23 protein-coding genes are annotated in these 18,492 nt (G+C 66.4%); 22 read left to right on the top strand and 1 reads right to left on the bottom strand.

What is annotated here, in order from left to right; translation table 11 throughout:
- Positions 1–87 precede the first annotated feature (87 nt).
- From ACYVAQ_RS15495 to ACYVAQ_RS15425, 15 genes are all read left to right on the top strand, one after another.
- On the top strand, positions 88–606 hold the full coding sequence (locus ACYVAQ_RS15495; RefSeq protein ID WP_460791238.1) for a hypothetical protein: 519 nt from the start codon (positions 88–90) through the stop codon (positions 604–606).
- Between the two features lie 3 nt (positions 607–609).
- Entirely contained in the window at positions 610–1,131 is a 522-nt protein-coding gene (locus tag ACYVAQ_RS15490) for a hypothetical protein (RefSeq protein WP_460791236.1), read from the top strand.
- Positions 1,132–1,146: 15 nt separating this feature from the next.
- Positions 1,147–2,133: a hypothetical protein gene (locus ACYVAQ_RS15485; protein ID WP_460791234.1), complete on the top strand. Its 987-nt coding sequence runs from the start codon at positions 1,147–1,149 to the stop codon at positions 2,131–2,133.
- 34 nt (positions 2,134–2,167) lie between these two features.
- Entirely contained in the window at positions 2,168–2,728 is a 561-nt protein-coding gene (locus ACYVAQ_RS15480) for an endonuclease VII domain-containing protein (RefSeq protein ID WP_460791230.1), read from the top strand.
- A 67-nt stretch (positions 2,729–2,795) separates the two neighbouring features.
- The gene (locus tag ACYVAQ_RS15475; RefSeq protein WP_460791227.1) at positions 2,796–3,383 is read left to right on the top strand and encodes a hypothetical protein; all 588 of its coding nucleotides are present in this window, start codon (positions 2,796–2,798) and stop codon (positions 3,381–3,383) included.
- Positions 3,384–3,385: 2 nt separating this feature from the next.
- Positions 3,386–3,616 carry a hypothetical protein gene (locus tag ACYVAQ_RS15470; RefSeq protein ID WP_460791223.1) on the top strand — a complete coding sequence of 77 codons (231 nt, stop codon included), beginning with the start codon at positions 3,386–3,388 and terminating at the stop codon, positions 3,614–3,616.
- Complete coding sequence (locus ACYVAQ_RS15465) at positions 3,613–4,287, top strand: hypothetical protein (RefSeq protein WP_460791221.1); 675 nt, start codon at positions 3,613–3,615, stop codon at positions 4,285–4,287. The genes ACYVAQ_RS15470 and ACYVAQ_RS15465 overlap by 4 nt, the downstream gene beginning before the upstream one ends.
- Positions 4,287–4,541, top strand: coding sequence for a hypothetical protein (locus ACYVAQ_RS15460; protein WP_460791219.1), 255 nt, complete (start codon positions 4,287–4,289; stop codon positions 4,539–4,541). Before ACYVAQ_RS15465 ends, ACYVAQ_RS15460 begins: the two co-directional genes overlap by 1 nt.
- Positions 4,542–4,637: 96 nt before the next feature.
- Complete coding sequence (locus ACYVAQ_RS15455; protein ID WP_460791217.1) at positions 4,638–5,120, top strand: hypothetical protein; 483 nt, start codon at positions 4,638–4,640, stop codon at positions 5,118–5,120.
- A gap of 336 nt (positions 5,121–5,456) precedes the next feature.
- Positions 5,457–5,780 carry a helix-turn-helix domain-containing protein gene (locus ACYVAQ_RS15450; RefSeq protein WP_460791215.1) on the top strand — a complete coding sequence of 108 codons (324 nt, stop codon included), beginning with the start codon at positions 5,457–5,459 and terminating at the stop codon, positions 5,778–5,780.
- An 18-nt stretch (positions 5,781–5,798) separates the two neighbouring features.
- On the top strand, positions 5,799–6,320 hold the full coding sequence (locus ACYVAQ_RS15445; RefSeq protein WP_460791213.1) for a hypothetical protein: 522 nt from the start codon (positions 5,799–5,801) through the stop codon (positions 6,318–6,320).
- On the top strand, positions 6,317–6,766 hold the full coding sequence (locus tag ACYVAQ_RS15440; protein WP_460791211.1) for a hypothetical protein: 450 nt from the start codon (positions 6,317–6,319) through the stop codon (positions 6,764–6,766). Before ACYVAQ_RS15445 ends, ACYVAQ_RS15440 begins: the two co-directional genes overlap by 4 nt.
- Positions 6,767–6,768: 2 nt before the next feature.
- Positions 6,769–7,287, top strand: coding sequence for a hypothetical protein (locus tag ACYVAQ_RS15435; RefSeq protein ID WP_460791209.1), 519 nt, complete (start codon positions 6,769–6,771; stop codon positions 7,285–7,287).
- 2 nt (positions 7,288–7,289) lie between these two features.
- Positions 7,290–7,574 (top strand): hypothetical protein, encoded by a 285-nt coding sequence (locus tag ACYVAQ_RS15430; protein ID WP_460791207.1) that lies wholly within the window; start codon positions 7,290–7,292, stop codon positions 7,572–7,574.
- A 272-nt stretch (positions 7,575–7,846) separates the two neighbouring features.
- The gene (locus tag ACYVAQ_RS15425; protein WP_460791205.1) at positions 7,847–8,503 is read left to right on the top strand and encodes a hypothetical protein; all 657 of its coding nucleotides are present in this window, start codon (positions 7,847–7,849) and stop codon (positions 8,501–8,503) included.
- Here ACYVAQ_RS15425 and ACYVAQ_RS15420 read toward each other — a convergent pair.
- Positions 8,500–8,730: a hypothetical protein gene (locus tag ACYVAQ_RS15420; protein WP_460791203.1), complete on the bottom strand. Its 231-nt coding sequence runs from the start codon at positions 8,728–8,730 to the stop codon at positions 8,500–8,502. The two genes, ACYVAQ_RS15425 and ACYVAQ_RS15420, sit on opposite strands and share 4 nt — an antisense overlap.
- Positions 8,731–8,853: 123 nt before the next feature.
- Between ACYVAQ_RS15420 and ACYVAQ_RS15415 the strand changes: the two genes are divergently transcribed.
- From ACYVAQ_RS15415 to ACYVAQ_RS15385, 7 genes are all read left to right on the top strand, one after another.
- Positions 8,854–10,302 (top strand): hypothetical protein, encoded by a 1,449-nt coding sequence (locus ACYVAQ_RS15415; protein WP_460791200.1) that lies wholly within the window; start codon positions 8,854–8,856, stop codon positions 10,300–10,302.
- Between the two features lie 139 nt (positions 10,303–10,441).
- On the top strand, positions 10,442–11,323 hold the full coding sequence (locus ACYVAQ_RS15410; RefSeq protein WP_460791197.1) for a hypothetical protein: 882 nt from the start codon (positions 10,442–10,444) through the stop codon (positions 11,321–11,323).
- A gap of 227 nt (positions 11,324–11,550) precedes the next feature.
- On the top strand, positions 11,551–16,227 hold the full coding sequence (locus ACYVAQ_RS15405) for a phage tail tape measure protein (protein ID WP_460791194.1): 4,677 nt from the start codon (positions 11,551–11,553) through the stop codon (positions 16,225–16,227).
- Positions 16,228–16,244: 17 nt separating this feature from the next.
- Positions 16,245–16,655, top strand: a complete 411-nt coding sequence (locus ACYVAQ_RS15400) for a hypothetical protein (RefSeq protein WP_460791191.1) — start codon at positions 16,245–16,247, stop codon at positions 16,653–16,655.
- 15 nt (positions 16,656–16,670) lie between these two features.
- A complete protein-coding gene (locus ACYVAQ_RS15395; protein ID WP_460791189.1) occupies positions 16,671–17,114 on the top strand; it encodes a hypothetical protein in 444 nt (147 codons plus the stop codon).
- Positions 17,114–18,040, top strand: a complete 927-nt coding sequence (locus tag ACYVAQ_RS15390; protein WP_460791187.1) for a hypothetical protein — start codon at positions 17,114–17,116, stop codon at positions 18,038–18,040. Before ACYVAQ_RS15395 ends, ACYVAQ_RS15390 begins: the two co-directional genes overlap by 1 nt.
- Positions 18,037–18,474, top strand: a complete 438-nt coding sequence (locus ACYVAQ_RS15385) for a hypothetical protein (RefSeq protein WP_460791185.1) — start codon at positions 18,037–18,039, stop codon at positions 18,472–18,474. The genes ACYVAQ_RS15390 and ACYVAQ_RS15385 overlap by 4 nt, the downstream gene beginning before the upstream one ends.
- The last annotated feature ends 18 nt before the right edge of the window (positions 18,475–18,492 follow it).

The raw sequence follows: 18,492 nt of genomic DNA, 5'->3' as shown, positions 1-18,492 counted from the left end.
GCCGTAACGACGCAAGCCGCTGCCGAAGTACCTCGCCGAGCGGTCGGGCCCAACTCCGACCACCGATTCATAGGTGAGGAGGAAGGCATGGCCGGCGAGAACGAGAAGACGTTCACCGAGAACGACATGGCCCTGCTGCTTGCAGACCGCGTCGCCAAGGAGACGGCCGACCTGACTGCTGAGCGCGACTCCCTCAAGGCGGAGCGCGACGACCTGGCTACCAAGCTGGACGTCGAGATCGCCGCGAAGGTCGCCGCGGAGCAGAAGGTCACCGAGATCCAGGGGGAGTTCGACTCCTTCAAGAGCGGCCTGGAGGAACTCCGCGAGGCCGCCGAGCGCAAGGACGAGCGCCTTGCCAAGGTCAAGGAAGCCGCCGCCCACATGGGCGAGGAGTTCCTGAAGGACGAGGCCCGGGTTGCCCGGATCGTCGCCTTCTCCGAGGAGCAGTTCGACGGCTACGTCGCTGACCTCGCCGCGACCGCTCCCGCTGCCGGCGCCTCCGGTGGCGTCCCGCGCGAGTCCGCGATGTCCGGCAGCCAGCCGGCGCAGCCCACCAGCTCGGCCCGGAGCCTGCTCCTCGGCCGCTTCGCCCCGAAGGAGGCGTGACCCATGGCATCCGACTACGGACTGAACTTCGGGTTCCGCCGCTCCGACGAGAACAACGCCACGCGTGAGGGTCGCCTGAAGACCCCCGTCGGCAGCGCTTTCCTCATCGGAACGGCCGTCGAGATCGACCCCGCCAGCGCCGGCTACCTCAAGCAGTCGGCGGCCAACGCCGCCCCCGTCACCGGCAAGTCCGGCCTCCTGGTCCAGGAGGAGAGCCACATGTTCGGGCTCTTCGACGTCCAGGACCACGACTCGATCGACCTGGGCACCGCCAAGGCCGACAAGTACTCGATCGTCTGGTCGGGCCCGGGCACCAAGGTCTGGATGCGCAACACCGCTGCGTACTCCAAGGGCGGGCGCACCAAGGCTGCCGTGAACATCGTCGACACCACCAGCGTCGCCGTGGGCGACCGTCTCGGCTGGAACGGCACCAAGTGGGTCAAGTCCGACGGCTCGACCACTCCCCACTGGCTCACTGTCACCGCTGTCTCGACGGGCTACGTCGAGGCCGTCATCACCTTCTGAAAGGGGGCGTAAACCATGAGCAAGACGATTGATGACCTGCTCGCAGCGAAGAGCGGTCTGAACCGTTTCGGTCGGAACGTGGCCGAGAACCTCGCTGAGTACGAGCGTGCCAAGGCCGCCCTCAACCAGGAGGCCAAGGACAACTGGGACCGTCCGGAGTGGCACCGCGAGCAGGCGGCCATCCTCTCCGAGCGCTGGGACTACGGCTTCCGGTTCGACTCGCTGTTCCCGACCTACATCGAGTTCATGAACGTGGGCGCCCAGGACATCATCTCCTGGCGCGAGCGTCGTGGCCTCCAGGTCTTCTGGACCGCGCGTGGCGGCTACATCGAGGAAAGCCAGCTCAAGACCGAGCGGTTCACCCTCACCCACGACACGCTCGGCTTCCACGTCAGCGAGTTCGAGGACAAGCTGCAGGCGAACTACGCCGAGACGATCGAGGAGCTCGCTGCCCTCGGCATGATGCGGCTCGACGCGGAGATCAACCGCCGGGCGTTCAACATGCTGCAGGCCGCGATCCCGTCGTCCTCGCCGTACTACGTCAACGCCACCACGGGCCTGACCAAGGCTGAGCTGGACCAGGCGATCACCGACGTTCACGACGCCCTGCGTCCGAACAACGCCGGCGCTCTGCCCCCGATCACCATCGCCGGCCGGGCGAAGATGATCGACCAGATCTCCGCCGTGGTGACCGACGCGGCTGCGCTGTTCGACCCCGAGGGCACCGCGGAGATCCGCCAGATGGGTCGCCTGGGTGTGTACCGGGGCGCGAACATCGTCCGCCTCCAGAACTACACCGACGAGAACGACCAGTCGTACATCCCGGACAACGAGCTCTGGGTGTTCGGCGGGACCGTCGGCAAGTTCGCCAAGTTCGGTGGCGTCAAGACCAAGGCGTGGGTCGAGAACACCTCGGACTACTACCACTTCCGCGCCCGCGCGGATGTCGGCGGCGTGATCTCCCACCCGGAGATGGCCAGAAGGATCGTTTCCGGGGTATAGCCCGGCTGGAAGATTCTGGGCCGAAGTACTGGCCATGACAGAGTCTGAGCATCGAGGGGTCTCATCCAACTGGGATGGGGCCCCTCGATTGTGTTCTAAGTGCAAGACGAATCTCTGGCCTGGTGGCACGAACCCGTGGTGCAAGCCGTGTCGGCAGGAGTACGGGAAAGAGTGGCGGGCCAAGAATCGTCAACGCCCCACATTCAGCCAAGCGGTCTGCGCCGACCCAACCTGTCGCGAGATCTTCATCCGCACCTCGGAACGCAAGCAGCGCTACTGCAGCAAGAAGTGTTACTCGCGTTGCTACAAGCGCGCGCGCCGTACGGTCGACGCCGCAACGACACGAGCTTGGCAGTTCAAGAGTCGCGGCTACGGGATCACGCCGGCAGAGTTCGACGCTCTGGTGGAAGCGCAGGAATCACGCTGTGCGATCTGCAGTCGGGAGGCCAAGTTGGTCCCAGACCATTGCCACGACACGAGCACATTCCGGGGCGCGATCTGCCAGGGATGCAACATCGGGATCGGTCAATTCGGCAACGATCCGGCTCGTCTCAGAGCCGCGGCTGAGTACCTCGAAATCGTCAGCGGCGTCTGATCGAAGCGGTCAAGAAGCCCGGTTCCCTCGTGGGGCCGGGCTTCTTGCTTTGTCCGAAGTCGGGAGCATGGCACTGGAACAGACCGACCTGATCACGGTCACCCGGCTCGGCCACACCTTCAAGGCCTCTCGCCGGACTGTCGCGTGGCTCGACTGGATCATCGCCGACTTCGCGCGGGTCTTCCCGCGGTCACGGCTCGTGATGTACCAGCCGTGCTACCACTCGGGCTACGCGCCCTCCGCCGGCACCCACGATTACGACGCGGTGTTCGACTTCGGGTTCGTCGGCACTCTGGGCCGCCCGACCACGCGCTGGCGCTGGCTGCGCTTCCAGTGGTTCTTCCGCAACCACTGCGCCGCGGCCTGGTGGAGGCACACGGGCTCCTGGGCTTCAGTCTCGGAGTACCACGTCCACTGCTTCCCGCTGCCGGCCGACCTGAAGCACTTCACGACCGTCGTGGGTGAGTTCATCGACGGAGGCGCCTCGCAGGGACACCCCGGCGAAGGCTCCTCCCAACTGGTCGACTACCTGAACGAATCCGAGGGCCTCGCCGGCCAGCACCAGTCCGGCATCGACAGGACTCGTCGCCCGAAGGTCATCAAGTCGTTCAACTACGCCCGCTGGGTCGCCAAGCACGGGATCCCGACCAAGTAGCCATGGACCGCAAGCGCTGGTTGATCCTCGCGGGCACCGGGGCAGGAGCCTTCGCCGTGCTCGACGGCGTCTGCATGAGCGACGGGAATGACTGGGAGACGTTCTCAACCGTCGTCCGGAACCTCATCCCGAACAACCTGCCCGCAGAGGCAGCCTTCGTCGGCGGCGCCTTCCTCACAACGGCCGTTTTCTGTGGCCACATCCTCGACAGGAAGAAGAGGGCTGGACGATGACCCTGTTCGCCGTGGTGGCCGCGCCTTCTCGCTCCCGCCCTCAGCTCAAGCTCAGCATGGTCAAGGCCGACGTGCTCTTGCTCCAGCACCGTCTTGGCGGCTTCGGAATGGGCGGGCTGACCGAGATCACGCGCAAGGGACCGAAGGCCGCCGTCCGAGCCCTATTCCCGGGCCGGCAGGGCCTCTCCCGCACTGACTGCCCGGCAGTCTGGACGGGCTTCGAGAAGGTCGAGGGAGGCGTCGACTTCGGATGCATTGGCATTCCGATCGTCGCACCGGCCCGATACACGTCCTGGGCGATCCTCAAGGACGCGGACGGCTTGGAGTACGCGATCGTCTCCACGCACATGTCCCCCGGCGGCTGGGCCCATCGTCCCAGCACTGCCCAGGCCCGGGTGCGCCACGTCATCCAGTTCCGCTGGCGCCGGCACAGCCGTCACATCTCGCGCCGCCTCGCAGAATTGAACGCCCGTTGTGAGGGTCGCGTCGCGATGGTCGGCGACATCAACCGGCCGGGACTCACCACCTGGGCCGGCATGCAGCGTGTGAGCGAGCCGGGGCTGCTCTACATCGGGCTTGGCTACGGCCTAGAGCTCCGGTCCATCGAGTACCGCAAGCAGAACGCCGACCACCCGGCCGGCATCGCCATCGTCACCCTCAAGGAGCACTGATGCTGAAGTCGTTCGTTGCACGCGCGTTTGACGCCGTCGTGTCCGTCTGCGCCCTCGTCGACACCCTGAACGCCAAGCAGCGCAAGCTGATCTACAAGGTCGCTGCCGCGGGCGGCCTCTACATCACGGTGCGGATCGCTCAGGCGCTTGGCTGGGACGTCGCCAGCGTCACCGACGACCTGAAGGTCCTGGGGGCCCTGGCCACGACTGTCCTGGTGCCCGTACTGGCGCACTACAAGGTCTCCGGGGACTGACCCGAAGAAGAAAGTGGAACCACCCAAGTTCCACTTTCCTGAGCCCTACGCCCTTGTGCCCGGGCTCAGGATGGACTGGATTGGAAGGAGTACGAAATGAGCGAAGCCAAGGGTGAGCCCCAGTACGAGGCCTGGGTCTGCCAGATCCCGGGTCGCGTCGCGGTGGGCCTGGAGGACCTTGCCACTGCGAGGGTCCGCACCATCAGCGTCAAGGGCAAGGGTCAGGTCCTGCGCCTGACCGACCAGCAGCGTGAACTCGCCGAGGAGCGGATCGTCTACCCCGAGCACAACCCGTTCCGCAACGGGATGCTCGTACGCCGGGGTGACGGCGAGCGCACGGCCCAGGAACTCGCCGACGACGAACTCGCCGCAGCGTTCGAGCTGGACGATGCCGACTTCGATTCGTTCGTCGGCGGGATGAGCGAGGTCAACGTCCGCCGGTTGCTCAGCCTCGCGGTCGAGCGCGACGCCAGCTACAACCAGGTCGGTCTCCTCAAGGAGAAGATCGAGGAGCGTTGGCCGGCGCCCGTCCCGGGCCCGACCCAGCAGCAGATCAGCGAGATCGGCGTCATGTCCTGACCCCTCGCCGCGGCAAGCGGTCCCGGACCCTGGAACCCCATAAATCCAGGGCCCGGGACCGTTCCACGTGGGGGACTTAGATGACTCCCTCATCCGTGCGCTGCTGTAGCCTTCATCGCTTGGCCGCGTGGTCGCAGTTCAATGGGGCACTGCTCCGGCATGGTTTGTCACCTGGGCGTGACCGTAGCCACACCGTCATGCACCGCGAAGCGATTCGCGGCAACTCGTCCGAATTTCTTTCCGATCTAGTCCTAATGGACCAGTGCGATAGACACCGTCGGGTCAGAGAATCGAATGAGTGTCACCTTCTTATGAAACACATCTAGGTTGGGGCCCATGTTGTCTGGCGCAGAGTTCCGCATCTCACGAGAGTTCATCGGGCTCTCGCGCGAAGCGTTCGCCGATCATCTCGGAGTGAAGCAACAGCTTGTCGCTCAGTGGGATCAGGGGCGCTCTCGCGTTCCTCCCGGCGTTGAGTCCGAACTGGCTCGGCTCCGCAGCCAGTCGGACGTTCTAGCCACCCAACTGGCTGACGACGTACGGACCGGTCGACGCCAGTTGCTGCGGGTGCCAATGGGCGTTTCCGGCGCCTTCCAGCGCGCCGTCGTCGGACGAGTTCTACGCCTCGTTGCCGTCGAGGTCGACTACCTGCCGGGGTAGGGGACGAAGTCACGTTACGTGACCTCCCTGCAGACGCTCATCGAGCCCCTCAAGCGCGAACTCGCCGTCCCGGGGACCTTTGACGACGTCTTTCCGGACTCCGACGACGCGTCGCTTGCGGCCTCTCTGGCCGACGGCTTCGCCGAGGCACAGCTCCGCGGGTTCTTCCCGACGATGACGCTCACCCAGTCCGGTGATGACTATGTGACTAGCGCGGACCTCTCCCTCGCTGGCACCGCGCTGGTTGTCATCTTCACCTCGATGCGGATCATCCGCGCCCAGATTCGAGCCATGAACACGATGGAGCGGTACAAGGCCGGCCCGGCGGAGTTCGAGATCCAGCACGCGGCGTCCCTGCTCAAGAGCGAACTCGACTTTCTTCAGTCCCGGCTCGACGACCTGATCACACAGGCGACCAACGCACGCATACCCCTCGCGGTGGTGATCGACAACTACCGGGCCCGGGTCGCGGACGCTTTCTGGGGTGCCTTCTACAGCTACGAGTTCGAGTACAACGGCATCCCGGCAGGTCTCTGGTGAGCAAGTACGCACCCAGCAGCTTCAACCGCCCCACCGTTCGGGCCGGCCTCCTGAAGGCGATGGGGTTCGGAGAGCCGAACTCCATGGCCGACAAGGTCACCTTCTACTTCCCGACGCGCGCGACGACCACCGAATCGGCAGACCAGGACGGCGTCCCGTTCGACCCCAGCGTCCGCGTCGAGGACCAGTCCCCCACCTCCAAGGCCGTCTCCTGCGCGCTGGAGTTCATCGACTGGCAGGGGCAGGTCGTTGAGCCCGGAAGTGTGAAGCCGACCCGCATCCGACTCACCCTCCTCCAGGAGGAGTGGGCGCAGGTCAAGGACTTCACCTACGTCACCGCCGGCGGCGCCAACGAGCGTTACGCCCGCGACTACGTCCAGCCGACCATCGCACTCGGCAGCATCGACGTGGTCCAGGTGCTCTGTCGCGCCCAGGATGAGAGCTAGATATGGCCTGGCTGCGCCACTCCTCGCGACACGTCCACGCGACCGTCCTCAATCACGTCAAGGACCAGTTGGACACCCTTGGCTGGCTCAGCGCTGGAACAACACCCTTCGGGGCACCCGCGCTGACGTTGATCGACAAGCCACTCGTCGACGGCGACCAGATCCGCCAGGAAGCCCGGCCCGGCTCCGTGTTCGTGACCCTTGGCACCGAGCCCGACCCCGAGGACCAGGAACTCGGCGGTCCGCTGTCGATGCAGCAGATCCCCATCTTCTTCGATGTCTTCATGGACGCCAACGGCCTCGCCGTCGCGGCAGCGTGCGACATCCGAGACATCCTCCGCGGACGCATCGGCGGCAAGCGCGTACTCGACGTGATTGACCAGACCACGGGCGACCCGGCACCCGGCTGGCAGTTGGAGTTCACCGAGGTCGAGCGAGTCGCCCCCGACCAGCGCTTCGCCCTGCACTGGCAGGCGGTCAAGACCACGTGCGAGGTCACGTTCAGCGAGGAGGCCTACTAGCCATGATGTTTGTACGCCGGCTGCTCGGCGAGCAGCGGAAGCGGGCGGTCGCCAGCATCATGTCCGCCATCGACGCCCAGCGACTCCCCGAGGCTCAGCGCAAGGACCTTCGCAGCCAAGTCATGGCCTCGATCAACCAGTACCACGACACCTGCCTCGACATCCTGAAGTCCTCGGTGGACGTCGGCTTTGAAACCAACGAAGCTGCCGTCCAGGCCATTGTCGAGTTCAACCGCGGAATCGCAGAGGCGCGCCAACTAATGCTGGACGGCCGGTCCGATGACTGAAACTCGCGTCTGCAAGATATGCGGAGTCGGTCAGCCCATCACCAACTTCAACTTCGTTTCCAAGGACCGGCGGAAGCGGCGTTGGCAGTGCAAGGGCTGTCAGAACGCACAGAACCGAGCCAGGGCCGCTCGTCGTCGAGATGCCCTGGCTGCAGGAGCCCTCAAGCCGGCGACGAGTAAGACCTGCAGGGCATGCAAGCGCCACCTGCCAGCGAGCGAGTTCAATGTGGAGTTGCTTGGAGCCGCTGGGACCGGGGCGGTGTTGGCCTGAGATGGCTGGCGCCCAGATCGAGATCGGCCTCAAGGGATTCAGGCGAGACGCCGCCCTGCGCGCTGCGCACGCCCTAAACGGCATGTCCGGCGTCAACGTCGAGATGCTCAAGCGCAACGAGAAGTTGGCTAACGCGCTGGCGGCGCGTGCAGCCGAGAAGACTGCCAAGAGCATTGGTACAGAGTCGGGCGCATGGGCGGGAGCTCGCCGGCAGCAGTCGACCGGGCGCCTGGTGAGGGCCACGGCAAAGACTTCTCGGCCGGGCGGAAGCGACGGCAACACCTTTGTCGGTGCGCTCTCGTTCGGCGTCGGCAATCCGACCTGGTTGGACCAGGCGACCGAGAAGGAAGGTCGCTACTGGCGTTCCTTCGAGTTCGGGACCGAGATGTTCGTGGGCACTCAGATCACGATCCTGCCCAAGAACAGCAAGGGGCGACCGACCCGCGGGCGCACCGACGCCCAGGACCCTGGACTGCGGACGGTGCGCGTCAGTTCGTTCCCACGCAAGAACAAGGCGCCTCTGTTCGTGACGCACCCGATTCGTCCACACAGCGTCTACCAGAACCTCATGTCCTCCGGGGAGGCCTTCGAGATGCTCGTTCCACTGGCCAAGGAGTACTACCGGCAGACCATGCGCGGCGTACTGCGGGGGCGCTAGGTCCGGGCGAGCAGCCACTCGCGCGGATCGCCCTCGGCCGGCCGGAGGACCTTCAGGACGTCACGGTCGGCGCAGGTCGCGGCCCACTCGTCCTGCATGTCCTTGAGGTCGTAGAAGTACCGCTCGTTGGCACGACAGGCGACCTCGACCCTCCCGACCTTGGGGCCCTTGCGAGTGCCGTACTCGACCCAAGTCCCGGGAGGGAGTGGGTGCAGCAGTTCGGCCATATGTCCAGCGTGAGGCCGCGCCGGGAACCACGTCAAGCCCGAACCTTCGGCAACGCCCGTTAAGCCGAAGTCCTCCCCGTAAGCGCCCCGATCCGGGCGCCCCCGGAGCAAGGAGGACGCGACATGGCAGGCATCAAGGCCGGCAGCCTGATCCACGTCGGTAACGGTTCGACCGTCATCGACCGTATCCAGACCGGTGGTCCCGGTCAGTTGAACATTCCCGTCGAGAAGATCTACGAGCTTGGCAACTACAAGTCGGTGGCGTCGGTTCGCGACGTCCCGGACCTGACCTTCTCCCTCGACTCGCTCGACGTGTCCACCGAGATCGAGACCCTGCTGACCAAGGCGTACGCCGGCCGGAACGTGACCGATGGCGTCATGTCGGCCACGTCCACTGGCCTGACCTCCGCCACCGCCGCCTTCACGTCTGCTGACGCCGGCCGCATGGTTATCGTCGCGGGTGCTGGCGTTGGTGGCGGCGAGCTCGTCACCACGATCGCCTCGGTCACCAACGCCACGACCGTCGTCCTGGCCAACCCGTCCGTTGCCGCCGTCTCTGCTGCGGCCGTGCGGATCGCCCCGAACGGCATCGACCTGGCAACCTGCGCGCCGGCCGACTTCGCCAGCCAGTTCAAGGCCGGCCTGACGGCGTCGAACCCGTACCTCGTGACCGACTCGGTCGCCGTGCCCTTCGTCTACCTGGAGAGCATGTCCTACCGGTTCGGCCTCCGGGACAACGCCAGCCAGCAGGCCTCGCTCCGTGGCGACTCGATCTTCTACAACCCGGGCGCGACCTACATCGAGGAGACCGCCGGCACCGGCTCGACCAGCCAGGCCGTCGTCACCGCCCACCCGGCCTACCAGCTCGCGGACGGCGACCAGCGTCGTGTCCTGTCGGTCAGTGTCGGCAGCAAGCGCCTCGCCTTCGGCGTGGACTACGCGGAGACCTACGGCACGGTGACCGCCGGCGCGGCGGTCACCACGGTCACCCTGGTCGACGCTGTCGCGACGACCGACAAGGTCCGGATCGTCTACTCCAGCCCGACGTCGCTGACGTACTCGCAGTCGGTCCACGCGGACACCACGGTCAAGCCGGCTGCGGTCAAGGGCATCGACATCGATGTCTACGTCGGCGGCTACAACCCGAACGACATCTCCGGCTCGCAGGCCAACCGGCTCCGCATGGTCCAGGCGGTCCAGGCGGACTGGAAGGTCACCCTCGACAAGGACGAGGAGTTCGGCAACCACTTCGCGGTCGGCCAGGACTTCGATGTTCCGGATGTCTCCGGCTCTGTCACCCTCAAGCCGCGTGACGCTGCTGAGCTCCTGTCGGTGGTTCGCAAGATCTCGGGCGTGACGGACGCGACGAAGGTCGTGGGCGCCCAGACCGCGGTCCCGCTGGCGCTGGACATCGTGATCAAGCACCCCGACACCGGTGCCCACCTGAAGCGCATCCACGTGGACGACGCTCGCTTCACCGCTCCGGGCTTCCAGGGCCAGGTGCAGCAGAAGCTCTCCGTCGAGCTCCAGTGGACCTCCGACGAGGGCGGGCTGCTCGTCTTCGAGCGCTGAGTTACCTCGTCACCGAGCCCCGGTCCTGCATTGCGGGACCGGGGCTCGGTGCTTTTCCGAAGTACGTCGCGAATCGGCCTGGCAACGGGCGTTCCCGCGGACACGCGGGCGGAATCGGAATCGGACTTCAGGAGCACCTATGGGTGGCATTGACCGGCTGCGGCGCATCACAGACCTGTTCGTCGAGGGCACCGAACTTCACCTCGGCGACGACGCACAGGGGCCCATCGTCATCTGGGTCAACAAGCTCAACCCGTTCCAGGTGCAGGAGGCCATGAAGGACGCCTCTGCTCGGCGGTTCATGGCCATCGCCGACCTGAAGCAGTCCGGCGAGTACGACGGCATGGTCGCCGAGACCCAGATGCTCTCCCGTGTCGAGGTCGCCTCGCGATACGTCGAGCTGATGGCCAACGAGATCTACCTTGAAGCCCTCGACGACATCGACATCGACGCCGAACTCCGCAAGCAGCGTGAGGCCCTGGAGCGTGCCGAGGAGCTCATGAACGACGCCGGCATGACGGAGGACTCCCCCGACCGTGACGTGCTGGCCGCAACCCAGTCGACCTGGATGGCCGCACTGCAGGAGGCCCAGGAGTCCCGGACCCAGGCGAAGCTCCGCGAGGCCGAGACGATGGACGAGGCCGAACTCCGAGAGAAGTTCCTGGAGCGCTGGCGGGACCTGGCGACCCGGGCTGTCTTCGAGCGTGAGCACCAGGTCACCCAGATCTTCTATGCAACGCGTCTCTGCAAGGCGACCGGCGGCCCGGGCGCCTGGGACCACACCATGTGCGACCACTCGAAGCGCTACCTCGGCGAACGGTCCGAGGTGGTCGGCCTGCCAACGGCCGTTCTGAACATGATCGTCCAGACGCTCGATGGCCTCCAGGTCTCCGCGAGGGCCGCGGGAAACTCGGACGCTCCAGCGAGTTCCTCCGAATCGTTGGAGCCCTCAAGCGCACCGGAGGAAGTCTCGAATCCCTCTTCCCCGGCCGAGACGCCGAGCGCTGCCCCTTCGATCTGAGCGTCGCGATCAACGCGGCACTCCAGGTCCTCGGCTTCCTGGAGCTCCCGAAGGACGAAGTCCCCGACGAGAGCATCTGGCACCACTCCCAGCGACTTGAGGAGTGGTTCGACGCCGTGGAGCAGCGGCGGAAGAACCCCGAACTAAAGCCCATCGCCGAAGAGGCTGTTCCGGCCGGCTGGGCGCAGAACGAGCTCACCAAGGGGCTCCGCGACTGAGGAAGTGGCATGGCGACGAACCAGGAGCTCTTTGAGCTCGTAATGCGGCTCAACCCGGGCAGCACTGCGTCGGACATCCAGAGCATCTTCAAGCTCATCGCGGACGGCACGACCGCGCTGTCGCGCCAGAAGTTGGAGTTCGGCCAGGTCGACACCACCCAGGTCGAGCGGTCGCTGGCCCGCATCCGGCAGCTCTTCAAGGAGTCGGTCGAATCCCACCCGGGCTTCAGCAACCTCGGCAAGGACCTCCAGGAACAACTCCTCAGAACCATCCCCGATGTCGGCGTCAACAAGATCGCCGAACTGCAGAGCCGGCTGTCGCGCGCCACCACAGCGCTCGCCGAGGCAAACGCCAAGGAGCGTGCCTCCCGCAACACCAGCGGGATCGGGTACGTCAAGGAGCGGGACCTCAACCCGTACTCTCCGTCGAACCGCAACATCTACCGCGTCGAGGCGGACACCTCGGCGGAAGGGCAGCGCAAGGCCAAGGATGCGGCGCTGGCTGCCGCCGAGCGCTACAGCAAGGACACTCGCGCCCTGCTGGATGCGATCAACGCCGAGACGCAGGCACACATCAAGGCTGCCGCGGCAGAGCAGAAGGCCGCGGAGGACGTTGCCAAGGCCTCCTTCGCCGAGGGCCAACGCCTGCAGAAGGCTGGTCTCCGAAGCGACGCCGCCGACCGCCAGGCAGCCCAGGAGCGTCTCGCAGCCGCCAAGCTGTCATTCGCTGAGAGCCAGCGCCTGTACCGCAGTGGCCTCGACCAGGGCGCCGGCACCTCCCTGGCGAAGCAGGAGACCCTCCGCAAGTTCCAGGAAGAGACTGCGGTCCCCTACTACAACCCGAACACGGCAACCGCTCTTGGTCGGGCACAGGAGCAGGCGAACCAGGCTGTCCTCGCCCAGGCTGCTGCCTCGCGGGCCCTGGCCGCGGAGCAGGAGAAGGCCAACCCCAACCTGCGCTCCCTCATCTCCGCGTGGAACCAGGAGCGTCGGGCTGCCGAGCAGCTGGCCGCCGCCAACGTCCGGATCCGTGCACTCAGCGAGGCTCCGCCCACCGGCCTGGCGGCACAGTTCGGCCTGGGCTTCCGCGGCAAGTCCGGCGATCCCTACGCGGTCCAGCTGGGTCAGGCCGCGAAGTTCTCCCTGCTCTACGGAACCGCCTACAAGGCGCTCTTCGCGTTCACCCAGACCCTCCAGCAGACCCTGCAGGAGGGCATCCAGTTCGAGCAGGCCGTGAGCGAGCTCAAGCTCGCCACCAACCAGTCGGCCGACGCCGCCAAGTCCCTCGCCAACCAGCTCGGGGAGCAGGCCGCCAACGCCGGCTTCTCGCCGTCGGAGGGGGCGCTGGCCGGCGCTCGTGCGATCGGTCTGTACGGCGCCGCGGACTCCACTGCCGCGACCCAGAACAACATCGCCCGCATCTCAACGGACGTTGCTACGAAGCTGGCCTTCAACTCCGGCATGCAGATCCAGGACGTCCAGACGAGCCTCGCTGCCATCACCAACGCCTTTCAGCTCGGCTACGCCGGCCAGGGCCGCATCGCCGACCTCGACGCCTACTTCAGCCACAAGTTCGGCGTCGCGCCGGGCCAGACGGTCCAGTCCGTCGCCGAGTCGGGCTCCGTGGCCCAGCAGGCCGGCTTCACGCTCGACCAGACCACGGCCATCGCTGCGCTGCTCCAGGGCCGCACTGGTCAGTCCGCCGACGCCGTGGCGGGGTGGATGGCGCAGATCTTCTCCCGGGCGGGCGAGGGCTCGCTGGGCAAGGTCGCCTCCAAGTACGGGATCGACTCCAGCGAGACCCTGGCCAAGCAGCTGGCCCAGCTGGCGCAGATCTACAAGACGGCCTCCCCGAACGAGCAGAACCAGATCGCTGCCGCCTTCGGTCGTGGCAAGGTCCAGAACGCCGTCTCCGTGTTGCTCGGGTCGTTCAGCGAGGTATCCCGGGCCGCAGACGACGCCTCGAAGGGTCTGGCGAACGGCGCAGCCGACAAGGCGTTCTCCGAGCGCATGAACAACCTCGGTGGCCAGCTGCAACTCCTGCTCTCCTCTTTCAAGGAGTTCGCGAACCTACTGGGCCAGTCCGGCGTCCTGGGCGGCCTGGGCCTCCTGGCCGAGGGGCTTCGGCGACTCCTCGACTCGGCGAACGGCCTCCTCCGGGCGTGGGATGAGATCCCGGGCACCGTGCGGACCGTGGTGGCCAGCCTCGCGCTCCTCGCCCTCGCAAGCAGGTCCACGGCAGGGCAGTCTGCGATTTCGAGCATCCTCGGCGCGGGTGGCCTGGCGCGTGCATCCACGCTGGGTGGCCGGGCAGCGCTCGCCACTGAAGCCGGTGCCGTCGTGCCCATCGCTTCGCGTGCCGGTGCGGGGGCGCTTGCCGGCGCCGCGGGAGGCGCCCTGCTGGCCGCCGGCCCGTGGATTGCGGCCATCGGTGGTCTGGTCGCCCTTGGTGAACTCGCCAACGCGGCCTCGTCCCTCGGGGACCAGATGAAGGCTGGCACCGACGCCCTGAAGGCGACGACCGAGGACCTGAAGACCAGTGACCAGTGGGCGGCGAGCGCTGACGCCCTCAAGAAGCAGGCGACGGCGTCTGGAGCCCACGGGTTCTGGCAGAACGTCTACGCCAAGATCTCTGGCAACGACGTTGGCGACGATGCCATCGTCTCCGCGCTGCAGACCGAGGCCGAGCGACGGAAGGCTCTCGCGGACCGACTCGCCAAGATCGAGGACGCCACCGCAGGCAAGGGCCGGGCGCCGCTCATCACCGCGTTCGATGCCGATTCGCTGAACACCTCGCTGCAGCAGATGGCCGACTCGGGGGCCTCGGCACAGCAGCAGTTCCAGGCACTCCGCACCGCCCTCCTCGGGGCCGGAGCGGCGGCCGACGCTGCCACGCACGGCTTCGATCGCCGCACGTTCGCCGGCAAGGCGGCGGACTCGATCGCCAACGCGGTCACCGGCACGAACGCGGGTCCGGACGCTTTCACTGCCGCGGCCCTGGCTCGGAAGGGCCTCCTGGGCAACGGGGGCGAGCAGATCTCCGGCAAGGACGCACAGGACCTCCTGCTCAGCGCCCTCCGCGATCAGAACATCAAGACCGAGAACCTGAACCCGACCCAGCTGCGCCGGCTGGCCGCGCAGATCGTCGACACTGGCCCGCTCGCCGGCATCATGCGCGGTTCGACCGACGTGAACGCTGCTGCGCAGTTCGGTGCGGAGCAGACGGGCCTCACCCCCGAGCAGATCAAGGCCTACCGTCAGTCGCTGCTGGACCAGATCTTCCAGGCCCTCTCCATCCAGACCCAGGACGTCCGGGATGTGGTGAGTGGCCTGAAGCCGATGTCCAACGCCGACCTGAACGCCTCCGTCGCTGCACTCGTCAGCAAGGCCCAGGCCGCGCTGTCTGACATGAACAAGACGGACTACAACGGTCCGATCAAGCAGTGGCGTCAGACCGTGGAGGCGATCCACGCCGCCATCAACAAGCAGGTGAAGGCCGGCGGCGGCGTGCCCGCCCAGGTCACCCAGGCGCTACACGACGCCGAGAAGCAGCTCGTCACGGCGCAGATCGCCCGCCTGGAGCAGCTGCGCAAGGTAGCCCAGCAGAACGCCATCGACAACAAGTCTGGGCGTGGTGTTGTCGCGTCGATCGGCAAGGGCTACTGGAAGCGCGAGATCGACATCGCTCTCAAGCACGGCCAGGTCGGCCAGGACGCCCTGGTGGGGATCGTCGAGGCCGGCGGCAAGGCTGCCAAGAACGCTGTCATCGCGATGATCAAGCAGGACATCGCGACCATCAAGGCGATGGACGCGATCCAGCAGAAGATTCTGGCTGCCGCGGTCGCTGCCGTGAACCCACTGCTGGGCCTTCTGGGGGCCAGTGTCACGCCGAAGGATCCGCAGGTAGTAACCAGCCTGCAGCAGTTGCTCGGCGCACTCCAGGACACCACTCACGGCGCCTCCGACACCTACCTGACTGGCTCCGACGTCCCCGGCTATAAGCCTCCGACCAAGGATCCCAAGCAGTCGCGGGCTGACCGCATCCAGAAGATGCTCGCCATCCGCGCCAGCCTGCGCCAGCTCTCGATCGACATGACCGACCCGCTGGCTGAGGCTCGCGTGGCAGTCGCTGACGCCCTCGACCGGGTCAAGCACGCCCTCAACCGAGAGGACCGCCTCGCGGCCCAGGTGGATCTGAAGACGGCCCGCAACAACCTGGAGGCGACCAAGTTCAGCCAGCGCCTGCAGGACATGCAGACCGCCGACGAACTCGGTCGGATCAGCCACCTCAAGTACATGAGCTACCTCGACCACGAGCACGACCGACTCAACGCCATCAAGCACCGCACGAGGCAGCAGCAGGACGAGCTCGACCAGATCGACCAGCTGATCAAGTCGGCCAACACGGACCTGCAGGGCCAGTGGAACTTCGGGGACATCACCCTCCCCACCCCGTACCAGGTCAAGCGCCGCGTGGAGGAGCTGTACGGCAACATCGTCAACCCCTCCGGCAGCACTACCGGGGGGAACACGCCCTTTCCTGTTCGTGACCCCGGTACCCGGGGCAACCAGCCCCGGGTCGAGGTCCACATCAACGGCGCAGACACCGCCAAGGTCAAGGAGATCCTGCGGGAGCTCACGAGGGGTCAGTTGACGACCCGCACCACGACTTCGCGGCACCGCTGAGAGACGAAGTCGACAGCATGGCGACCTACCAGAAGTGGCTCGAAGACGTGATGACCGCCGAGCTCGGGTCGGCGGTCATCAAGGTGATGCTGGTGACATCCTCCTACGTCCAGTCGAGCACGGATCACTACCGCGCCGATATCGCCGACGAGATCTCCGGCTCCGGCTACACCGCCGGCGGGCTCACGGCAACGGGCGTTACCCTCACCCCTGGCACGGGGACGGTCACCCTGTCCTGCGATCAGATCGACTTCGGGGCGCTCGGTGCTACCGACATCGCAGGCGCGATCTTCTACATCAGCACCGGCTCCTCGGCTACTGACCGTCTGCTCGCGGCCGACCTCTTCGGCCCCGTCGACACGTCCGCCATCAGCAGCTACACCTACGTCCCCGACCCCACCGGATTGATGATCGCCTACGCGGCCTAGTCCGAAGTCCAGATCATGGCCGATCTGACGTTCAACTACGCCAAGGGCAAGGTGGCGTACTACGCCTCCCTCCCCGGATCGAGCGACGCCCTGATCGCCGTGGTCCTGGAGGCGTCCGGACTCGTCAGTGACGCGACCATGCGGGACTACGACAACCTGTACCAGGTCCTCGCCGGCGGTTCTGATGAGCAGACGACGATGGGACGCAAGACGCTCGGCGGCGTCTCCGTCACCATCAACGACACCAACGACCGCGTCGAGGTCGACGCGGCTGACGTCACCTGGCCCGCCGCCTCCGGCAACCCCACTGGCGCGCTGCTGATCTGCTACGACCCTGACACGACGTCCGGCAACGACACCAACATCATTCCCCTGGTCAAGCTCGACTTCGCTCGAACGCCGTCCGGCACCGACATCACGGCCGTGTTCGCGACCGGCGGCTTCTACTGGGCTAGCTGATGACCGCCGCTACCGGTACCGGCGCGCTCACCCTGACCGGTTCGGGGGGCGCCGCGTCCTCCGCGCCGAGCGCCTCGGGATCACTCTCCCTGGCGGCATCGGGCACGGCCCTGCGGCGCGTCGCGATGCAAGGCACAGCCCAGGTCTGCCGGTTCGACGACGGGCACGGCGGCATCATCGGTCCCTCCACCGTCTCGCTCGCCATCCTCGACGACACCCTCGACAGCGCCCCGGGCCCCCTGTCCGTGAACGTCTCTGGAGCCAACGCCGGCGCCACGCTTACCTTCACGGTCGGAGTCGACACGGTCTGGACCGATGTTGCCGACGCCTATGGGAACCTGCAGGCCGCCACGATCGAACTTCCCCTGGACCTGACGGCTGGCACCTACTCACTCGTCGTAACGACCGTTGACAACGGCACCGATTCAGCCAGCTTCGCCTTGAGCAACGACTCGGAGCCGCTGCCCGGAACACTCCCCGGCGACACAACGCCCGTTCCGACCTCCTCCGCGGGCCAGTGGGTCTTCCAGGACCTGATGCCCAGCGGACTGGGAACCTGGACGCTGCCGGTCAACCCATCCTCCATGACAAACCCGCACTTCGAGCGGAATGTCACGACCAGGCACGCAACGTCGCCTTCGCAGGGCCAGTTCGCCGTCGCCGAGGCCGCGTTTGTTACGCGACCGTGGCGCATTACGGGCTACTACCCGGACCAGGACTTCTACAACAAGCTCCTCGGGTTCTGCGGCATCCGTCGCCGGTTCTACGTCCAGGACCATCGCGAGCGGATCTGGCTCGTCGGCGTCCAGTCCTTCACCACGACCCCACGCAAGCGCCAAAGCGACGCCGTGTCGGTCGACAACGACTGGGCCGGCAGTTACGACCTGACCTTCACCCTCTACTCCCAGATGCCGGTGACCCCATGACGCTCCGATGGACGTTCTACGACCCGATCGCCGACGAGACGTACGTCGTTTCTCGGAACCCGAACGCGATGAACGACATCCCGCTGGTCTCGCGCACGTTTCGGCACGGCACGGCCTGGGGAGCTGACGGCCGGATCCCCAGCTTCGAGACGGCGCCCACTGGCCTGACCCTCAACTTCGCGGGCCGTGTGGCGGACGAGGCGCACTACAACGCGCTACTTGACTGGTCGCAGCGCCCGAACGAGGTCCAGATCACCGATCACCTCGGTAGAAGCTTCATCGTCTTCATCACCGCCTTCCGCCCGGAGGAGCTGACGCCGACCCCGCGCAACAACTGGCGCGTCAACTATGCGGTCGAGGCACAGATCCTGGTACTCGGCGGATCCCTTGTCGGAAGGGCGACGGAGGGCGATACGGCCCGCCCGCTCTCCTGAGCGGGTCGAAGTCGGAGG

The organism is Nocardioides maradonensis (assembly GCF_054777115.1).
The sequence above is the reverse complement of the archived record's forward strand: the minus strand, read 5'-3'. Positions and strand labels throughout refer to the sequence as shown.